This is a genomic window from Microbispora sp. CA-102843 (genome assembly GCF_050936215.1).
Taxonomy (GTDB): Bacteria; Actinomycetota; Actinomycetes; order Streptosporangiales; family Streptosporangiaceae; genus Microbispora.
In genome coordinates this window covers 9,414,472-9,431,248 of the sequence record NZ_JBNJNF010000001.1, presented here as the reverse complement: position 1 = coordinate 9,431,248, position 16,777 = coordinate 9,414,472, and the positions used below count along the sequence as shown (strand labels likewise).

At 71.0% G+C, this 16,777-nt stretch carries 18 protein-coding genes; 9 read left to right on the top strand and 9 right to left on the bottom strand.

The window, feature by feature from the left end; all coding sequences use genetic code 11:
* Positions 1 to 11 precede the first annotated feature (11 nt).
* Entirely contained in the window at positions 12 to 1,181 is a 1,170-nt protein-coding gene (locus ACQEVJ_RS44000) for an endo-1,4-beta-xylanase (protein WP_433111401.1), read from the bottom strand.
* A gap of 53 nt (positions 1,182 to 1,234) precedes the next feature.
* Complete coding sequence (locus ACQEVJ_RS43995) at positions 1,235 to 1,882, bottom strand: polysaccharide deacetylase family protein (protein ID WP_433111398.1); 648 nt, start codon at positions 1,880 to 1,882, stop codon at positions 1,235 to 1,237.
* Between the two features lie 545 nt (positions 1,883 to 2,427).
* Here ACQEVJ_RS43995 and ACQEVJ_RS43990 point away from each other — a divergent pair.
* Positions 2,428 to 3,900: an MDR family MFS transporter gene (locus tag ACQEVJ_RS43990; RefSeq protein WP_433111395.1), complete on the top strand. Its 1,473-nt coding sequence runs from the start codon at positions 2,428 to 2,430 to the stop codon at positions 3,898 to 3,900.
* A 120-nt stretch (positions 3,901 to 4,020) separates the two neighbouring features.
* On the top strand, positions 4,021 to 4,755 hold the full coding sequence (locus tag ACQEVJ_RS43985; protein ID WP_433111392.1) for an alanyl-tRNA editing protein: 735 nt from the start codon (positions 4,021 to 4,023) through the stop codon (positions 4,753 to 4,755).
* A gap of 39 nt (positions 4,756 to 4,794) precedes the next feature.
* On the opposite strand, the gene ACQEVJ_RS43980 is transcribed toward ACQEVJ_RS43985, so the two are convergent.
* Positions 4,795 to 5,409 carry an N-acetyltransferase family protein gene (locus ACQEVJ_RS43980; protein ID WP_433111389.1) on the bottom strand — a complete coding sequence of 205 codons (615 nt, stop codon included), beginning with the start codon at positions 5,407 to 5,409 and terminating at the stop codon, positions 4,795 to 4,797.
* The gene (locus ACQEVJ_RS43975) at positions 5,406 to 5,951 is read right to left on the bottom strand and encodes a DinB family protein (RefSeq protein WP_433111386.1); all 546 of its coding nucleotides are present in this window, start codon (positions 5,949 to 5,951) and stop codon (positions 5,406 to 5,408) included. The genes ACQEVJ_RS43980 and ACQEVJ_RS43975 overlap by 4 nt, the downstream gene beginning before the upstream one ends.
* A 59-nt stretch (positions 5,952 to 6,010) precedes the next feature.
* Here ACQEVJ_RS43975 and ACQEVJ_RS43970 point away from each other — a divergent pair, with 59 nt between their 5' ends.
* The 3 genes from ACQEVJ_RS43970 (at position 6,011) to ACQEVJ_RS43960 (ending at position 7,460) form a co-directional block, all read left to right on the top strand.
* Positions 6,011 to 6,235 carry a helix-turn-helix transcriptional regulator gene (locus tag ACQEVJ_RS43970; protein ID WP_433111383.1) on the top strand — a complete coding sequence of 75 codons (225 nt, stop codon included), beginning with the start codon at positions 6,011 to 6,013 and terminating at the stop codon, positions 6,233 to 6,235.
* Positions 6,235 to 6,963 carry a helix-turn-helix transcriptional regulator gene (locus ACQEVJ_RS43965; RefSeq protein WP_433111380.1) on the top strand — a complete coding sequence of 243 codons (729 nt, stop codon included), beginning with the start codon at positions 6,235 to 6,237 and terminating at the stop codon, positions 6,961 to 6,963. The genes ACQEVJ_RS43970 and ACQEVJ_RS43965 overlap by 1 nt, the downstream gene beginning before the upstream one ends.
* An 89-nt stretch (positions 6,964 to 7,052) precedes the next feature.
* Positions 7,053 to 7,460 (top strand): PPOX class F420-dependent oxidoreductase, encoded by a 408-nt coding sequence (locus tag ACQEVJ_RS43960; protein ID WP_433111378.1) that lies wholly within the window; start codon positions 7,053 to 7,055, stop codon positions 7,458 to 7,460.
* A gap of 422 nt (positions 7,461 to 7,882) precedes the next feature.
* Here ACQEVJ_RS43960 and ACQEVJ_RS43955 read toward each other — a convergent pair whose 3' ends face one another.
* Positions 7,883 to 8,728, bottom strand: a complete 846-nt coding sequence (locus tag ACQEVJ_RS43955) for a PIG-L family deacetylase (RefSeq protein ID WP_433111375.1) — start codon at positions 8,726 to 8,728, stop codon at positions 7,883 to 7,885.
* A gap of 80 nt (positions 8,729 to 8,808) precedes the next feature.
* Here ACQEVJ_RS43955 and ACQEVJ_RS43950 point away from each other — a divergent pair, with 80 nt between their 5' ends.
* Positions 8,809 to 9,288 carry a hypothetical protein gene (locus tag ACQEVJ_RS43950; RefSeq protein ID WP_433111372.1) on the top strand — a complete coding sequence of 160 codons (480 nt, stop codon included), beginning with the start codon at positions 8,809 to 8,811 and terminating at the stop codon, positions 9,286 to 9,288.
* On the opposite strand, the gene ACQEVJ_RS43945 is transcribed toward ACQEVJ_RS43950, so the two are convergent.
* Entirely contained in the window at positions 9,285 to 10,484 is a 1,200-nt protein-coding gene (locus ACQEVJ_RS43945) for an MFS transporter (protein WP_433111369.1), read from the bottom strand. The genes ACQEVJ_RS43950 and ACQEVJ_RS43945 overlap by 4 nt on opposite strands.
* Before the next feature lie 148 nt (positions 10,485 to 10,632).
* Here ACQEVJ_RS43945 and ACQEVJ_RS43940 point away from each other — a divergent pair, with 148 nt between their 5' ends.
* On the top strand, positions 10,633 to 11,313 hold the full coding sequence (locus ACQEVJ_RS43940) for an alpha/beta fold hydrolase (protein ID WP_433111366.1): 681 nt from the start codon (positions 10,633 to 10,635) through the stop codon (positions 11,311 to 11,313).
* On the opposite strand, the gene ACQEVJ_RS43935 is transcribed toward ACQEVJ_RS43940, so the two are convergent.
* On the bottom strand, positions 11,310 to 12,260 hold the full coding sequence (locus tag ACQEVJ_RS43935) for a sigma-70 family RNA polymerase sigma factor (protein ID WP_433111363.1): 951 nt from the start codon (positions 12,258 to 12,260) through the stop codon (positions 11,310 to 11,312). The two genes, ACQEVJ_RS43940 and ACQEVJ_RS43935, sit on opposite strands and share 4 nt — an antisense overlap.
* Before the next feature lie 120 nt (positions 12,261 to 12,380).
* Here ACQEVJ_RS43935 and ACQEVJ_RS43930 point away from each other — a divergent pair, with 120 nt between their 5' ends.
* Positions 12,381 to 13,799, top strand: coding sequence for an MFS transporter (locus ACQEVJ_RS43930; RefSeq protein ID WP_433111360.1), 1,419 nt, complete (start codon positions 12,381 to 12,383; stop codon positions 13,797 to 13,799).
* Between the two features lie 55 nt (positions 13,800 to 13,854).
* On the opposite strand, the gene ACQEVJ_RS43925 is transcribed toward ACQEVJ_RS43930, so the two are convergent.
* Both ACQEVJ_RS43925 and ACQEVJ_RS43920 read right to left on the bottom strand, forming a co-directional pair.
* Positions 13,855 to 15,156, bottom strand: a complete 1,302-nt coding sequence (locus tag ACQEVJ_RS43925) for a hypothetical protein (protein ID WP_433111357.1) — start codon at positions 15,154 to 15,156, stop codon at positions 13,855 to 13,857.
* A complete protein-coding gene (locus ACQEVJ_RS43920; protein ID WP_433111354.1) occupies positions 15,153 to 15,671 on the bottom strand; it encodes a SigE family RNA polymerase sigma factor in 519 nt (172 codons plus the stop codon). Before ACQEVJ_RS43920 ends, ACQEVJ_RS43925 begins: the two co-directional genes overlap by 4 nt.
* A 260-nt stretch (positions 15,672 to 15,931) precedes the next feature.
* On the opposite strand from ACQEVJ_RS43920, the gene ACQEVJ_RS43915 reads away from it, so the two are divergent.
* A complete protein-coding gene (locus ACQEVJ_RS43915; RefSeq protein WP_433111351.1) occupies positions 15,932 to 16,777 on the top strand; it encodes an MBL fold metallo-hydrolase in 846 nt (281 codons plus the stop codon).

Genomic DNA, 16,777 nt, shown 5'->3' with positions numbered 1-16,777 from the left:
GCCGGTACGGGTCAGTTGCGACCCGCGCCCGGGCCGGAGCGTTGCGGTGCGCCCGAGGCGAGTGCGAGGTCCTGCTGGAGCACGTAGTACTGCGACTTGGGCTGCAGGTTCCCGTCATACAGCAGAGCGGCGCCTTCCTGCGGGTTGTCGAACCAGCCGGGGATCCAGGAATACGTGTCGCCGAAGCCCCAGGGGGTGAACGAGATGCACTCGCGTACTGCCAGGCAGGCCTTCAGAGCGCGGGACCAGTAGCTCTCCTGGGCGTACCCGGCCAGCGCGTCGGTCGGGGTGTTCTCGTTCGGCGGGGCCTGCGTGAACGTGCGGACGTCCACCTCGGTCTCGGCCACCTTCAGGCCGAGGTCCGCGAAGCGCTGCAGGTTGTTCTGCAGGTCGGGGAAGCCGTACTGGGTGTCCAGGTGGCCTTGGAAGCCGACGCCGTCGATGGGCACACGCTGGGCCTTCAGGGTCCGGACGAACGCGTACACGGCGTCGCTCTTCGCCCCGGTGAACTCGAGGTTGTAATCGTTGTAGAACAGCAGGGCCTTCGGGTCGGCCTCATGCGCCCAGCGGAAGGCGTCGGCGATGTAGCCGAGGCCGCCCCACGCCTTGTACCAGATGGTCTGGCGGGGCTGCCCGTTGTCGTCGAACGCCTCGTTGACCACGTCCCACTGCCAGATGTCGCCCTTGAAGTGCTTCACCTGATCCTGGATGTGCTTCTTGAGCAGGGCCTTCAGCTCGTTGTTGGACAGGGTGGTGGTGTAGCCGTCGGGGGAGAGCCAGGTGGGCAGCTGGCTGTGCCACACCAGCGTGTGACCGCGGACCAGTTGCTTGTTCTTCTTCGCGAAGTCGACCAGCCGGTCGGCCGGCGCCCAGTCGTACCTGCCGCGCGTGGGCTCCACCAGCTGCCACTTCATCACGTTTTCCGGGGTGACGCTGGAGAACTGCTCGGCCGTGATCCGGGTGTACTCGGCGTTGTTGCCGAGCTCGTCCATGTTCACGGCGGTGCCGACGCGCAGCCCGACCCGCGCGCCGAGAGCCCGCAATGAGTCCGCGGGGTATTTGGCGGCCTGGGACTGTGTAAGGGCGGCGCCGGGGTCGGCCGAGGCCGAGCCGGTGAGAGCCACCCCGCCCAGCAGGACCGTGGCGCTCACGAGGCCGATGGACAGTGCGGAACGAAGCACAGGGGACTCCTCGGGTTGGGGGAAACGGGGGTGTGATGGATGGTGCGATCAGGTCAGCCCCGGCGGGCGGGCAGCGACAGGTGCCATCCCTCCGACCGGAGCGCGGGGATGACGGCGTCGACGGCGTCGACGGTCTGACTCCGGTCCCCGCCGCCGTCGTGCATCAGGACCACCGCGCCCGGCGTGATTCCTTCTCGCAGGCGGCGGATCAGCTCGGCGGTGCCCGGTGGATCCCAGTCGCCGATGGCCAGACGCCAGCCCAGCGCCTGCATGCCGAGATCGGCCGCGACGGTCGGCGTCTGCCCCCAGCTGCCGTACGGGGCTCGGAAGTACGGGATGTGCGCCCCCGGCACCGCTGTGCGGATGGCGGCGCTCGTCTCCAGCAGATCGGCGCGGATCTGCTCCGCCGACCAGGCCGCCATGTCGTCGTGGTGCATGCTGTGGTTGCACAGCGTGTGCCCGTCGGCGACGATCTGCCGGACGACCTCCGGGTGCTGCCGCACGTGATCGCCCCAGAGGCAGAAAACCGCCTTCACGTGGTGCTCGCGCAGCACATCGAGCAGGCGCAGCGTATCGGGCGGGTTCGGGCCGTCGTCGAAGGTGAAGCCGACCGCCAGGCCGCCGCTGCGGGTCGAGTCGACGACCGCGGGGATCGGGTTGTCCGCCAGGACCGGATGCGCCATGCCCAGCACCAGACCCATGGCGGCCAGTGGCACTGCGAGAAGACCTGACCGGCGCGGGCGTCGGCTTCGGTTGACCACGACGACTCCTCTTCGGACGACGAAGGCTATCCGAAAGTTTCGGTAGATTCGCGAAAGCAATGCCGACCATAGGAAGCTGTCTCTTGTACGTCAAGAGTCACAACCACCAGCGAGTTCGCGGGCGGCACAGGTTTCACGGCGTGGGATGCGAGAGTCGGCTTCCATCCTCCCGCGATGCGAGCGGCAGCTGTTCCGAAACTTTTCGGCGTCTCCTTTCTCGACGAGAAGGGAGACGCTCGGGTGCTGATCATTGCTGCCATGTGTGGCCGTCTGCGGTGGGTCGTCCGCCGCCGGTGAAAACCACGTGACATTTCGGGTGACTTGCCGGAAGGCCGGCTGCGGACGATGAGTTTTGTCGGTGGTGCCCGTCAGGCTGTCTATGACCACAACTTCTTGTGAGACCCAGGGCTGGAGCCGGCAACGGCCCCGTCTGTCCCGACAACCCTGATCGAGGTGCCGTGTCCATCGCCCAGTCTGATTCACCTGTGAAATCCGCGACGGTCGTTTCACGGGGCACCCCGGCCGTGATCCGGCTGCTGGTGCTCGCCACGTTCGTGGTCATCCTCAATGAGACGATCATGATCAATGCGATCCCCCGGCTGATGGGCGCTCTGCACATCACCGAGCAGACCGCGCAGTGGCTCTCGACCGCCTTCATGCTGACCATGGCCGCTGTCATCCCGATCACCGGATGGTTCCTGCAGCGGGTGTCCACCCGTCGCGCGTACGCCACCGCGATGGGTTTGTTCCTGCTCGGCACGGCGTTGGCCGCCGTCGCGCCGTCGTTCGAGGTGCTGCTGGGCGCCCGGATCATCCAGGCATCCGGGACGGCCGTGATGACGCCGCTGCTGATGACCACGATGATGCAGGTGGTGCCGGAGGCCGAACGGGGCCGTGTGATGGGCAACGTCACTCTGGCCATGTCGGTCGCACCGGCAATGGGTCCGGCGGTCTCGGGCGTGATCCTCCAATTCGGATCCTGGCGGCTGCTGTTCGCCGTGGTGCTCCCCATCGCCGCGGTGATCACATGGCGCGGCCTGAAGCAGCTCGAGAACGTCGGTGATCCTGAGGTCAGCACCATCGATTGGTTGAGCGTGGTGACCGCCGCCGGCGGTTTCGGCGGCCTGGTCTACGGGCTCAGCCGGTTCGAGAGCGGTGACGTCCGCGTTGCCGCCGCGATCGTCGCAGCGGGCCTGGTCGCCATCGCCGCCTTCGTCATCCGCCAACTGTCGCTGCAGAAGCGCGGCGTGCCGCTGATGGACCTGCGCACCCTGCGTCACCGCACCTACACGGTCGCGCTGATCCTGATGTCGGTGGCCTTCATGGCGATGCTCGGTTCGATGATCCTTCTGCCGCTGTACCTGCAGAACGTCCGTGAGCTCAGCCCCCTGGAGACCGGACTCCTCGTGATGCCGGGCGGTCTCGCGATGGGGCTGCTCGGTCCGGCCGTCGGTCGCCTGTTCGACCGTTTCGGCGGCCGGGTTCTGGTCATTCCCGGCGCGGTCGGAATCACGCTCGCGCTCGCCGGCTTCACACAGGTCACGATGACCATGCCGTACTGGCAGCTCCTGGGTCTGCACGCGTTGCTGATGGTGAGTCTGGCCGCGGCCTTCACCCCGGTCTTCACCCTCGGGCTCGGAGCGGTTCCTCCACACCTCTACTCCCACGGCAGCTCGATCCTGAGCACGCTGCAGCAGGTCGCCGCGGCCATCGGCACCGCGGTCGTGATCACCGTGATGAGCGCGCGAGCCGATGCCCTGAAATCCGCCGGAGCCTCGGAGGCGCTCGCCAACCTCGGCGGCATGCGCCTGGCCTTCATCATCGGCGCGGTGCTGTCTTTGGTTGTGGTCGCCACCGCCATGCTCCTACCGGCCCGCGCGGACAGCGTCGTCGAGCCCGAGGAGGAACCTGCCGGCCGTCAGCCCGCCGCCAGCGGAACAGGAACTTCGCCGCGGTGAGCCCCCGGCTTCTCACCTGTGGCCGGGAGCGCTCGGAATTCCGGGATTCCGGTCGCTGCTCAATGGGCGGCCCGCGCCCGGCAAGGGCCCGGTCCGTCCGCCGTGGCTAGACTCGGTGAGGTGACGTTCGATCTTCACGGGCGGACGAGGCGGCTGGAGCTGACCGACCAGGATCTGCGGTCCTTCGAGGCCGTCGTGCTGGAGGCCACGCCGGACGGGATCGTCCTGGACCGATCGGCCTTCTACCCGGGCGGCGGAGGCCAGCCGCCGGACCACGGCGTGCTGCTGTGGCAGGGCGTCGAGACCCGCATCGAGGGCGTACGCAAGGGAGACGACCTCTATCTCGTCCCGGTGGCGGACGACCCGATCCCGCCCGCCGGCACGGTCGTACGGGCGGCGGTCGCCAACGAGCGGCGCTCCGCGCTCATGCGCACCCACTCGGGCCTGCACGTGCTGTGCGGCGTCGTGTTCCGCGACTACGGGGCCCTGGTCACCGGCGGGAACATGGAGCCGATGACCGCGCGGATGGACTTCAACCTCCCCGAGGTGCCGCCCGGTTTCAAGGAGGCGGTCGAGGACGCGTGCAACGCCGAGATCGCCGCCGACCGCCGGATCGACGTACGCGTGCTGCCGCGTGCGGAGGCCTTCGCGATTCCCGACATCATCCGCACCGCGACGAACCTCGTGCCGGAGGACATCCCCGAGGTGCGGATCATCGACATCGTGGGTCTGGACACCCAGGCCGACGGGGGCACGCACGTCGCCTCGACCAAGCAGATCGGCAGGATCAAGGTCGCCAAGATCGAGAGCAAGGGCCGCGGCTTCCGTCGCCTCCGCATCGCGATCTCCGACTGACCAGATCTCCGACTGACGACGCCGTTCGCCGCGGGACGGTCAGAAGTCGATCCGCACGACGGCTCGCCTGAGGGTCGGCCTGCTCACCTCGGCGAACCCCGCGTCGAGGAAGACGTCGCGGCTGCCGACGTGGAGTTCGCCCCAGGTGATCTCGACGCCCGGCCGGGTGACCATCGGGTATGCCTCCAGGGCCTGGGCTCCCCGCCTCCGTGCGAAGTCGATCGTGGCGCGTGCGAGCGCGTACGTCACCCCGCGCCGGCGGAAGCCCTTGCGGGTGACGAAGCAGGTCACGGCCCAGATGCCGTCGTCGGTCTCGTCCTCCTGCTGCCCGGTCCAGGGGACGCGGGTGCGGGTGAGCTGGGGATAGGCCGTCCGCGGCTCGACCGCGCACCATCCGACCGGCTCACCGGCCAGATAGGCCACGAGACCGCTGGTCGACCGTGCTCCGGGGGTTCCGCAGCCGGTCTGCTCGCGCAGGCGCGCGGCACGCTCGGCGTCAGAGACCGAGCCCCACCGGTAGGTGAAGATCTTGTAGCGCTGGCAATGGCAGTCCGTCGTGCCGAAGATCGCCTGCAGGTCGTCCCACGACGCCCGGTTGGCGGGGACGATGGCGAACTGCTCGGCGGTAATCGGCTCAGTGGTGTCCTGCTTCATTCCGCCGGCTGGTCCTCTCCGACCAGGCCGTCGACGGACTCGCGGATGAGGTCGGCGTGCCCGACGTGGCGGGCGTACTCCTCGATCATGTCGATCAGCAGGCGGCGGAGGCTGGGCGACTCGCCGCGGGAGCTGGTGTACGCGGCGAGCCGTCCGAGGCCGCCCTCGGCCAGTGCCTGCCGTACGTTGGCCCGGGAGCGGGCCACCGCGTCCTGCCACAACGTCGTCAACTGCTCGGGAGTGTCGTCGGCGGCCGTGCGCCACTCCCAGTCGGGGTCGGCGTCGAAGTCCACTGTGTCCCACGGCGGCGACGGCGGTCGCCCGAACAGCTTCTGGGTGAACATGTCGTCCTCCACCAGGGCCAGGTGCTTGAGCAGCCCTCCCAGGGTCATGGACGACGCGGCGGTGGTCGCCCGTAGCCCGGCCGCGTCGAGCCCGCCGCACTTCCACGCGAATATCCGGCGCTGGCGGTCCAGGGAGCCCAGCAAGGTGTCGATCTCATCGCCCGCGACCGGCGGCTCATAAAGGACGTTTTCGGCCATGCGGGACAGGCTACGGTGCATTCCGGACGATCTACTTCCGGAATGTGACGGGTTGCCGAATGACGCACGACGAGAGCCCGACCGCCCGGGCGCTCCTGCTCCTGGAAATGATCCAAAGCAGCCCCGGCATCACGGCGGAGCGGCTGGCCGGGCGGCTCGGCGTCTCCGAGCGAGCGGCCCGGCGTTACGTCGGCATCCTGCGTGAGGCCGGCATCCCGATCGAGTCCGTCCGCGGCCCCTATGGGGTTACCGCATCGGCCGGGGGCTCCGGCTGCCTCCCCTGATGTTCACGCCTGCCGAGGCGCTCGGGCTGGTGATGGCCGTGCTCGACGGCCACCACGACTCGGCGGACCCGGCCGATCCGGTGGGCGGCGCGCTCGGCAAGATCTTGCGGGTGCTTCCCGAGGCGGTCGCCGGGCCGGCCGCGGCGGTGCGGAGCCTGAGCACGAGACACCCCGAGCCCGGCGCCAGGACTCCCGATCCGGAGACCACCGCCGTCCTCGTCCAGGCCTGCGCCGGGCACCGCCGGCTGCGGCTCGCGTATCGCATCCGTCCCGAAGACGAGCGGGTCATGGAGGTCGACCCGTGGGCCGTCGTCGTACGCCGCGGCCGGTGGTATCTCCTGTGCTGGTCGCACACCAAGAACGCCCGCCGGGTGCTGCGAGTGGACAAGATGGCGGGCGTCGATGTTCTCGACGTTCCGGCCGTCCCCCCGGCCGATCTCGACCCGGCGGAGATGCTGGAAGACCACCTGTCGGCAGGGTGGCGGCACGAGGTGGAGGTCGTCGTCGACGCTCCCGCCGAGGCCGTGGCCGAGTGGATCCCGCGCAGCCTGGGCCGCCGCGAGCCGATCGACGCGACCACCACGCGCCTGGTCGGCAGCACGGACGAACCGGACTGGTACGTCCGGCAGCTCACGGCGATCCGGGCGCCCTTCCGCATCGTCGGGTCACGCGAACTGCGGGAGGCCGCCGAAGCCCTGGGACGGCGCCTCCTCCAGGCCGGCGCGTAGAGCGCCGGGTCCTGGAGGCTGGGTCCTGTTTCCTGGATCACGTGGGGAGCCAGCCCGGGGTGAGAGCCCGCACTCGTAAGCTATCGATCATGAGCGTTACCCTCAGCGCATCCGCACGCGAGATCCTCGACGCCCCCAACATCGGCATCCTTGCCACGCTCAACCCCGACGGCAGTCCTCAGACCTCGGTCGTCTGGGTCGGCACCGACGGAGACGACGTGGTCATCTCATCTGAGGCCGGAAGGCGCAAGGTCCTGAACCTGGAACGGGATCCGCGGGCCAGTCTCAGCGTGTTCGACCTTTCGGATCCCGAAAGATACGTCGAGGTTCGCGGGTTGGCGACGGTCAGTGAGGACGAGGGAAGGCGACTGGCGGTGGAGCTGGCGGAGAAGTACGAGGGCGCCGGCGGCGGAGAAGCGTACCTCAGGCTTCCCCCGGAAAATGTGCGCGTGGCGATCCGGATCACGCCGCAACGCGTGCTGGGCAACGCGGCGTGACGGAACTGAAGTCGGGCAGGGGGGAGGCGACGACAAGGACGCCCCCTCTGCCCCGACCCCGCCGAGCCCCGGATGCACGTAAGGGGACCACTGGCCGGCAGCCACTCGCGAGCGGGCACTGAAGGGCAGAGTCTCCGCAGGTGACTGACGTGCCTCACAACCTCTTGATACTGGTGAGGCAACTTTCCACGGTGCCGGGACCGATCGAGACCCACGTGATCCGGGATCTCAGCCACATCCTGCGCAGGCGGCCCGGACAGCCGTCGCCGCGCGCGTACCGGCGTGAGGCGCGCGAGCCCATCGATGCGTTTTGACTTGCTGACCAAGCTCCGCGTGTCCATGGCCGAAGCCAACGCCAAGCCGCGCCCCGACACCTGACGGCGGGGCGCGGCGTGCTCACCTGTGGTCGCCTGGTACGGGCGTCACCGGAGGCCGGCGAACAGGTCGTCTTCCTGGTCGGGGGCGGCCACCCGAGACGTCGTCCGGATGAAGAACTCGCGCGAGAAGGCCTGGTGCTGGGCCTCCGGCGGCATCTTCAGGAAGGGGATGTTCTCGCCCTGGCTCGCGTGGGCCTGCAGGGCCTTCAGCTTGTTCTCCACGTACGGCGAGACGTCCACGACGCTGGTGATGAGCTCGTCGGGCGTGCCGAAGTCGTCGGGGAGCTCGAAGTCGTCCGGGGCCATGCCGTTCGCCCGCATGAACTCGAACATCTGCCGGATGCCCTCACGCGGGACGGCGGTGTAGTAGAGCTTGTCCGGGATGCCGGTCGTCTCGGCCGCCGCGACCGCGATGCGGTGGGCCTGGATGTGGTCGGGATGCCCGTAGTTGCCGTTCTCGTCGTACGTGACGATCACCTGGGGGCGGTAGCGCTCCATCAGTGCGGCGAGCCGGGCGGCGGCCGTCTCGACCGGGACGTTCGCGAACGCGTCGGGGTGGCCGTTGCCGTCCCAGCCGTCCATGCCGGAGTCGCGATAGCCGAGCAGTTCCAGGTGACCGATGCCGAGGTGGGCGACCGACTCGCGCAACTCGGCCAGCCGCCGCTCGGCGACCGTGGCGTCGTCGTGGCCGGGGTCGCCCGGCTTCACCCCGCCGGGGCCGTCCCCCTGCTCGCCGTTGGTGCACGTCACCAGGACCGTACGGATCCCTTCGGCGCTGTACTTCGCGAGGATCCCGCCGGTGCCGATCACCTCGTCGTCGGGGTGCGCATGCACGGCCATCAGGGTGAGCTCTCGGTCCATTCCGTCCCCCGGGGTGTCGTTTACCGTCACTCGGACGACCCTATATCGCCCCTTGATCCTCGTGCGGGCGCGTGTCGTTTGAGCTGGCCCGGCCCGGTTAGGCGACCGTTATGGGGATTTATCGAGACATGGCGGCGGGAGCGGTCGCGGGAGCGGCCGGGACGACCGTGCTCAACACGATCACCTATCTGGACATGGCGGTGCGCGCCCGGCCGGCGAGCTCGCTGCCGGAGCAGGCGGCCTGCGCGGTCAGCGAGCGGCTCCACGTCGACCTCGGCGAGGAGGAGGACGCCCGCAACCGGGAGCAGGGGCTCGGGCCGATTCTCGGCATCCTCACCGGCGTCGGTGTGGGCCTGGCCTACGGCCTGTTCCGGCACGCCGTACGGCGGAGGGTCAGCCTCCCGGCCGCGGCGACCGGGGTGGGCATGGCCGCGGCGGTCGCGGGCAGCGCGCCGATGACCGCGCTCGGGCTGACCGACCCGCGCGAGTGGGGCGTCAGCGGCTGGATGTCCGACCTGGTCCCGCACCTCGGGTACGGCCTCGCCACGGTCGCCGCGTTCGAACTGACCAGATCACGCCGCCGCCGCTAGCCGGCCGTGCGAGGGGCCGGGTTCATGCGGCCCACCACCAGCCACCAGAAGAGCAGTTGCAGCAGGGCGAGCGCCACGGCGAAGGGCGGCAGCGTCCAGGCCCCGACGCCCTGCGCGATCGCCCCGGCCAGCCATGGGAACACCGCGCCGCCGACCACCGACACCCCGTTCAGCAGCCCGATCGCCGTGGGCACCAGCCGGGTCACGGTGAGCTGCGGCGCGACGGCCATCGTCGTGGGGAAGATCGGCCCGAGCCAGAAGCCGAGCAGCACGAAGCTCACGCTGGCCACCACGCCGCCCGGCGCGATCCACGCCAGAACCGAGCTGACGGTGATACCGGCCAGGCAGACGAAGGTCATCCCGGTCGCGGTCATGCCGAGCCTGGTGGCCGCCGGGCTGATCAGGAAGCGCCCGAGGGCGAGCCCGAGCCAGTAGCCGGAGACGGTGTACCCGGCCAGCAGGCTCCCCTGCCCGTGCTCGTCGACCAGGAAGGTGAACCCCCAGTTGCCCACGCTGATCTCCAGGCCGACGTACACGGCCAGGAACACCGCGCCCAGCAGGACGGCGGGCTGCCGCGACGCGGTGGCCAGCAGGCCTGGACGCTCCGCCTGTTCCTCGGCCGATGCGGGCGGCGGGGCCTCGCGGGCGGGCAGGGTCAGGTGGAAGCCGAGCAGCAGCGGCAGGCACACCAGGGCCAGGACCAGCCACACGGCCGTCCACGGCAGGAAGGTCAGGATCCAGGTGGCCAGCAGCGGCCCGAGCAGCGCGCCGACGCCGAAGAACGCGTGCAGGCGGTTGAGCAGCGTCGTCGCCCCTGGCAGGTCGGTGAGGTAGGCGTTCAGCACCGATTCGAGGATGCCGGTGCCATATCCGGCCAGGATCTGGACCGCCACGAAGGCCAGGAACGGCGGGCGTATGGACGAGTAGAGGGCGGCCAGCACGAACGTGCCGCCGCCGAGGATGAGCGAGGCCCGGATCCCGAAGCGGTGGATCAGCGGGCCGGCGGTCGACCCGGCCAGCATGAACCCGGCCGAGAAGGTGAAGAACTGCGTGCCGACCGTGGCCTTGTCGAGGCCGTAGTCGTCGATCTGCGCCGGCAGCAGCACCCCGCCCACTCCGGCGCTCAGGCCGACGAGGATGAAGGTGACGTAGGAGAGGGCGACCGGCGCCCACAGTCCACGCCGCAGTGCGGACACCTGACCTCCCGCGGTACGAGCAGCCTCCCGGCCACCCGGCATGCGGGATCGGCCGTATCCGTGATCACCGGTGATCCCGTTTTCCGGCGACGTGCTACTTGGATCACCCGGTGGCACTAAAGGGGTCATCTGTCGCTATCGTCGCCACATGACGGATCACGCGGTGGTTCAGGCCAACGGCATCGGGATCGCGTACCGGACGTACGGCCCGGACGACGCCCCGCCGCTGATCCTGCTGCACGGCCTGGGCGAGGGCATGGCCGGCTGGGACGGCGTGGCCGGCGCGCTGGCGGCCGACCGGCATGCGTACGCCCTGGACCTGCGCGGCCACGGTGCCAGCGACTGGCCGGGAGACTACGGCCTGGAACTCATGCGCGACGACGTCATCGCCTTCCTCGACGCGCTGTCGCCGGACCCGGTGGACGTGATCGGGCACTCGATGGGCGGCATCGTGGCCTACCTGCTCGCCGCCGAGCGGCCGGGCCGGGTGCGGACGCTGGTCCTGGAGGACGTCCCGCTCCCGGTGCCGCGCGTGCCGCCCCCGCTCGTACGGCCGGAGGGACCCCTGCCGTTCGACTGGGCCATGGTGGAGGCGGTCAGGCCGCAGATCGACCGCCCGGACCCCGCCTGGCTGGGGCGGCTGGACCGGATCACCGCGCGCACGCTCGTCATCGGCGGCGGGCCGGACAGCCACATCCCCCAGGATCGGATCGCCGAGATGGCCCGCCGCATCCCCGGCGCCGAGCACGTCACGATCCCGGCCGGGCACCTGGTGCACGAGAACGCCCCCGGCGCATTCGTCCGCGAGGTCGCGGCCTTCCTCGGCTAGAGCTCGGGCGGCAGCGAGAAGACGGCGAACAGGGCGGGGTCGCCGAACACGACGTTGCGCGCGACGCCGTCCTTGGCGATCGCGAACACCTGGAGCGAGTGCGCCCGGAAGGCGCCGTCACCGCCGTCCAGATAGGCCGCGAGCGCCGGCTGCCCGTTGGCCCGTGTGGGGACCATCCGCCAGGGGCCCCGGGTGGCGCAGACCCAGCGGATGAAGCGGCCGAACGCCTCCCGCCCGGAGAACCACGACAGGAACGGCGGCATCTCCAGGACGGCGTCCTCCCGAAGCAGCCGTTCCAGGGCGTCGACGTCGGCCTTCTCGAACGCCGCGACGTACCGGTCGAGCAGGTCGCGGCAGGCCGGGTCGTCCGGTTCCGCCAGGTCGTCCTCGGCGGGCGCCACCCGGGCGAGCTGGGCGCGGGCGCGCTGCAGGGCGCTGTTGACCGCGGCGACCGAGGTGTCGAGCAGGCCGGCGACCTCGCTCGCCCGCCAGGCCAGCACCTCGCGCAGGATGAGCACCGCCCGCTGCCGCGGCGGCAGATGCTGCAGGGCCGCGACGAACGCCAGCCTGACCCCGCCCCGCGACGCGACGACCGCGGCGGGGTCCACCAGCGCGTCGGGGATGGGCTCCAGCCAGGTCACCTCCGGCAGCCGCCGTTGCGGTCCCGCCCCCGGGTCGTCGCCGGGGCCGGTGAGGCCGGACGGCAGGGCCCTGCGCCCACGCTGTTCGAGTGCCGTGAGGCAGGCGTTCGTCGCGATGCGGTAGAGCCAGGTGCGCGGGGAGGCCCGCCGTTCGTCGTAGTCGCCGGACGCCCGCCACGCCCGCAGCATGACCTCCTGCAGCAGGTCCTCCGCGTCGTGCACCGAGCCAAGCATCCGGTAGCAGTGCGTCATCAGCTCACGCCGGTAGGGCCCGGTGATCCGCCCGAACTCCTCGTCATTCCACATGCGCTCTCCCGCGTCGCGTCGCCGTCACCGGTATCTACCGCCGCGCTCGGCGGAACTCATCGATGAGTTCTCCGCCCGCCGCCGGTACGTACCGGCGGACCCACTGCGGAAGGACAAAAAGTGACAATCAGCCATACCGTCCGCCCCGCCCCGGCTCGTGCCGGGCGACCCTGGCCGATGCTGGCGGTGCTGCTCACCGGCCAGTTCATGGGGCTGCTGGACCTCTACATCGTCAACGTGGCGATCCCCAGGATCGGCGCCGACCTGGGGGCGTCCGGCGCCGCCCTGCAACTGGTCGTCGGCGGCTACATCATCGCGTACGCGACCCTGCTGATCACCGGCGCCCGGCTCGGCGAGCTGTACGGCAGGCGCCGCATGTACGTGATCGGGGTCGCCGGCTTCACCGCGGGCTCGCTGCTGTGCGGGCTCGCGCCGGACGCCGGGACGCTGATCGCCTTCAGGTTCGTCCAGGGGGCCGCGGCGGCGGTCATGGTCCCGCAGATCATGAGCGTGATCCAGACCAGGTTCGCCGGCCGGGCCAGGGCCACCGCGCTCAGCGCGTACACCGCCGTGCTCTCGGCCGGTTCGGTCGCCGGGCTGGCGCTGGGCGGGGTGCTGGTCGGCGCCGACCTGGCCGGCACCGGCTGGCGGCCGGTGTTCCTCGTGAACGTCCCCGTGGGCGTCCTGCTGACGGTCGCGGTGCCCCGGCTGGTGCCACCAGACGCGCCGTCGGACCGGCCGCGCGGTTCGCGCCGGCTCGACCTGCGGGGCCTCGCGCTCGCGCTGCCCGCCACGCTGCTGGTCGTGCTCCCGCTCGTGCTGGGCCGGGAGGTCGGCTGGCCCATGTGGACGTATGCCTCGATCGCCGCGGGGGTCGCGCTCGCCGCCGTCTTCGTCGTGGCGCAGCGCCGTACGGCGGCCGGGGGAGGCGACCCGCTGCTGAACCTGGACGTGCTGCGCGCGACCGGGATGCCGTCGGGGCTGACGACGCTGATCGCGCTGATGGTCGCCTACGGCGGGTTCCTGTTCACCTTCGCCGTGCACCTGCAGGGCGTCCTCGGGGAGAGCCCGCTGCGGGCCGGGCTCACGTTCCTGCCCATGGCGGCGGCGTTCGGGCTGGGCAGCTTCTACTGGCGCAAGCTGCCGGGGCGGATCCACCACCTGCTGCCACCGGCCGGGCTGGCGCTCAACGTCCTTGGCGCATTGGCCCTGGCCGTCTCGGCGACCGGCGGCCCGGTGATGTGGGCCGCGCTGGTGGTGCTCGGCGCGGGGCTGGGCGTCTCGACCAGCCTGCTCACCCACGCTCTGGTCCACGTGCCGCCCGCCCGCGCCGCCGACGCGAGCGGCCTGCTCACGACGGCCATGCAGTTCGGCCAACTCAGCGGTGTGGCGGTGTTCGGCGCGGTGTTCCTCGCCCTGGCCGACCCGCCGCGGCCGGAGGCCATGGGCACGACCGCCTGGTGGCTGGCTCTGGCCGCGGCCGCCGGCGCGGGGAGCGCGGTCGCCCTGGCCCGCGCCGTACGGCCCCGGCCCGCGTGACCCGAGTCCACCCCCACGTCTAGCGGACCCCGGGCTCACCGGGGTCCCACGTGGCTCACTCCTCCGGGATCGCCGCGAGGTTGAGCACCTCGTAGGTGTCCCCCTGCTCGACGGGGGTCGAGTTGCAGATCTCCCCGCCCGGTGGCGCCAGTTGCTTCAGCTCCTCCGCGGTGGCCTTCCGGCAGACCCGCCGCGGCTTCGCCGGCGTGGCGCTCCAGTAGAACACCGAGGTCGGCGAGGACGAGACGCCCCGTCCCAGCATCCCGCCCGGGCCGTCCCCGCCTACCGCCGAGAGCATGCCCGGCCGCCCGGTGGCGATGTCGTACAGCGAGTGGCCGATCCACACGAAGCGGCCGCCGTAGGCCGTCTGCTCGGACGAGGGGCTGGGCAGGTCCCGGGTGGCGGAGCCGTCGAGGCGCTGGGCCACCAGGTGGTCGCCTGACCGGCCGACGCACCATTCGACGGCGCAGCGCAGCCCGTGGACCCCGGCGGCGGCCGTGACCGCGCGGCGCTCGCCGGTCTCCAGGTTCACCAGCAGGCTCTGGTTCCGGTCCGAGGTGTCGCTGGTGTTCATGCCGACCGGGACGTCGGCCGTCCAGGGCCAGGCCAGCAGCCACAACCCGTCCGTGTCCGGCATCTTCTCCGCCTCGCCGCCGCCGATCGGGATGCGGTAGACGCCACCGGACTTCGGCGACCACACCACGTGGTCGGCGCTGACGCCGATCGTCTCCACCTCGGCGAGGGCCCCCGTGACCTCTCCGACCCGGACCGACCGGCCGCCCTGAAGCGGTGCGACCCAGAAGTCCGCCCACGTGTCGTGGGTGTCGGGTCGCGTGCCGTACCAGGCGATGTGGCCGGGGCCCGCCTCGGCGCGCTGCTCGAAGTAGCCCTTGCCATGCGGGGCCATCTCGGTCACCACCCGGCTCGTGTGGTTCGCGAGGTCGTAGACCTCCAGGCGGCCGGCCACCTCGAACGACGACTCCGCGCGTACGAGGATCTCGGTCGGGCTCAGCGCGGTCACCGGGCGGTACGCGGACCCGTCGGAGGCCTTCTTCGGCATTGTGAACACCGCCTCCGGCCACACCTCGCGCGCGGGCTTGGCCGGTTCCTCGGCGGTGACGGTCGTGCTGGTGGCGGGCGGCCGGTTCGCGACGGCAGCCGTCTGCTGGCCGCCCCTGACCACGGCGGTGCCGCCCACGGCGACCGCGACGACCCCGGCCGCCGCCAGCGCCGTACGGTAGCGCTGCCGCGTCCGACGCCTGCGGCGCTCGCCGAGCCCCGCGAGGAGGTCCACCGGGCCGGGCGCGCCGTCAGCGGCCCGCCGCAGCGCCGCCGCGAGATCCCGCTCGCTTCTCATACTTCCTCCATCTGGCTCGTGCGGCGCCGCACGCGCAGCTTGCCGAGGGCGCGGGCGGCCTGGCTGCGCACCGTCCCCTCCGAGATGCCGAGAATCCGGGCGATCTGCGCGTCGGGCAGGTCCTCGTAGTAGCGCAGCACCAGCACCGCCCGCTGTTTCGGGGGCAGGCCGCCGACCTCGGCCCACAGCCCGGAGTCGCCGTCCAGGCGCACGTCGGTGTAGGCGGCCTCGGGCGCGTCGGCCACCAGGCGCTCGCGCCGCCGTCGCCGCCACCAGCTGATGTGCTGGCGGGCCATGATCGTGCGGACGTACCCCTCGGGATCGTCCTTGCGCACCACACGGCGCCAGCTGTCGCCGAGGCGCAGCAGCGCCTCCTGCACGAGGTCCGCCGCGTCGTCCGCGTCGCCGGTCAGCACGTACGCGTAGCGGTACAGCGCTCGGCCGCGCGTCCGGACGAAGTCGTCGAAGGTGTCGTCCACGATCCCAGGACGCCGCAGGCGCTTCGCGCGTTGCATCCGGCGGGGTTGCGTCTCCCGCGAATGCCCTTTACCAGGGCGGTGTCGCGGGCGCGATCGGCCGGCGGATCACCGTGCGCGGCTGCGGGGCGTGTCACGCGATGAACGACCTCGTGGTCGCCCACCGGGACTGTTTCGACCTGCTGGAGCTGTACTCCCGGCTCGGGTTCTCACTTGTCCCTGACTAGGTAACCGCCCCCCGCTTTCGGGTGATTTGTGGTGGTTTACGTAGCCTGAAAGTCTGGGAGAGGGGAGGCGTCATGCCCGATCCAGCGGACGCGACCGTGTTCTTCGTGGGAAACGCCACCATGATCATCCGTTCTCACGGGTTCACTGTGCTGACGGATCCGAACTTCCTGCACCAGGGGCAGCGAGCCCATCTCGGCTGGGGGCTGAGCACCCGCCGCCGCACCGAGCCGGCGATGGAGATCTCACAGGTTCCACCCCTGGACCTGGTCGTGCTGTCGCACATGCACGGCGACCACTGGGACAGGATCGCCAGGAACGGCCTCGACAAGGACGTGCCGATCGTCACCACCCGCCACGCGGCGGCCCGGCTGCGCCGCCAGGGGTTCGGCCACGCCGTCGGCCTGGAGCCCTGGGAGTACCACCACGAGCGCCGCGGCGACGGCACGCTGACAGTGACGGCCACGCCCGCCCGGCACGCGCCGGGCCCGGCGAACGCGCTGATGCCGCCGGTGATGGGGAGCGTGCTCGACTTCGCCCATGCCGGCGAGGTGGACCTGCGCCTGCACATCAGCGGCGACACGATCATGGACGAGTGCCTGTCGGAGATCCCGCGCCGCTTCCCCGACATCGACGTCGGCATCGTGCACCTCGGCGGCACGCGGCTCCTCGGCGTCACGGTGACCATGGACGGAGCCCAGGGGGTGGAGTGGCTCAGGCTGATGCAGCCGGAGTCGGCCCTGCCCGTCCACTACGACGACTACGAGGCGTTCGCCTCCCCGCTCAAGGACTTCCAGCAGCACGTCCGGCGCGCGGGGCTGTCGCACCTGGTCCACTACCTCATGCGCGGCGAGACCTACCGCCTTCCCGTACGGCAGGCCGGCCTACGCCCGCATCGTCCGGTCATCGGGCCCGGCTGA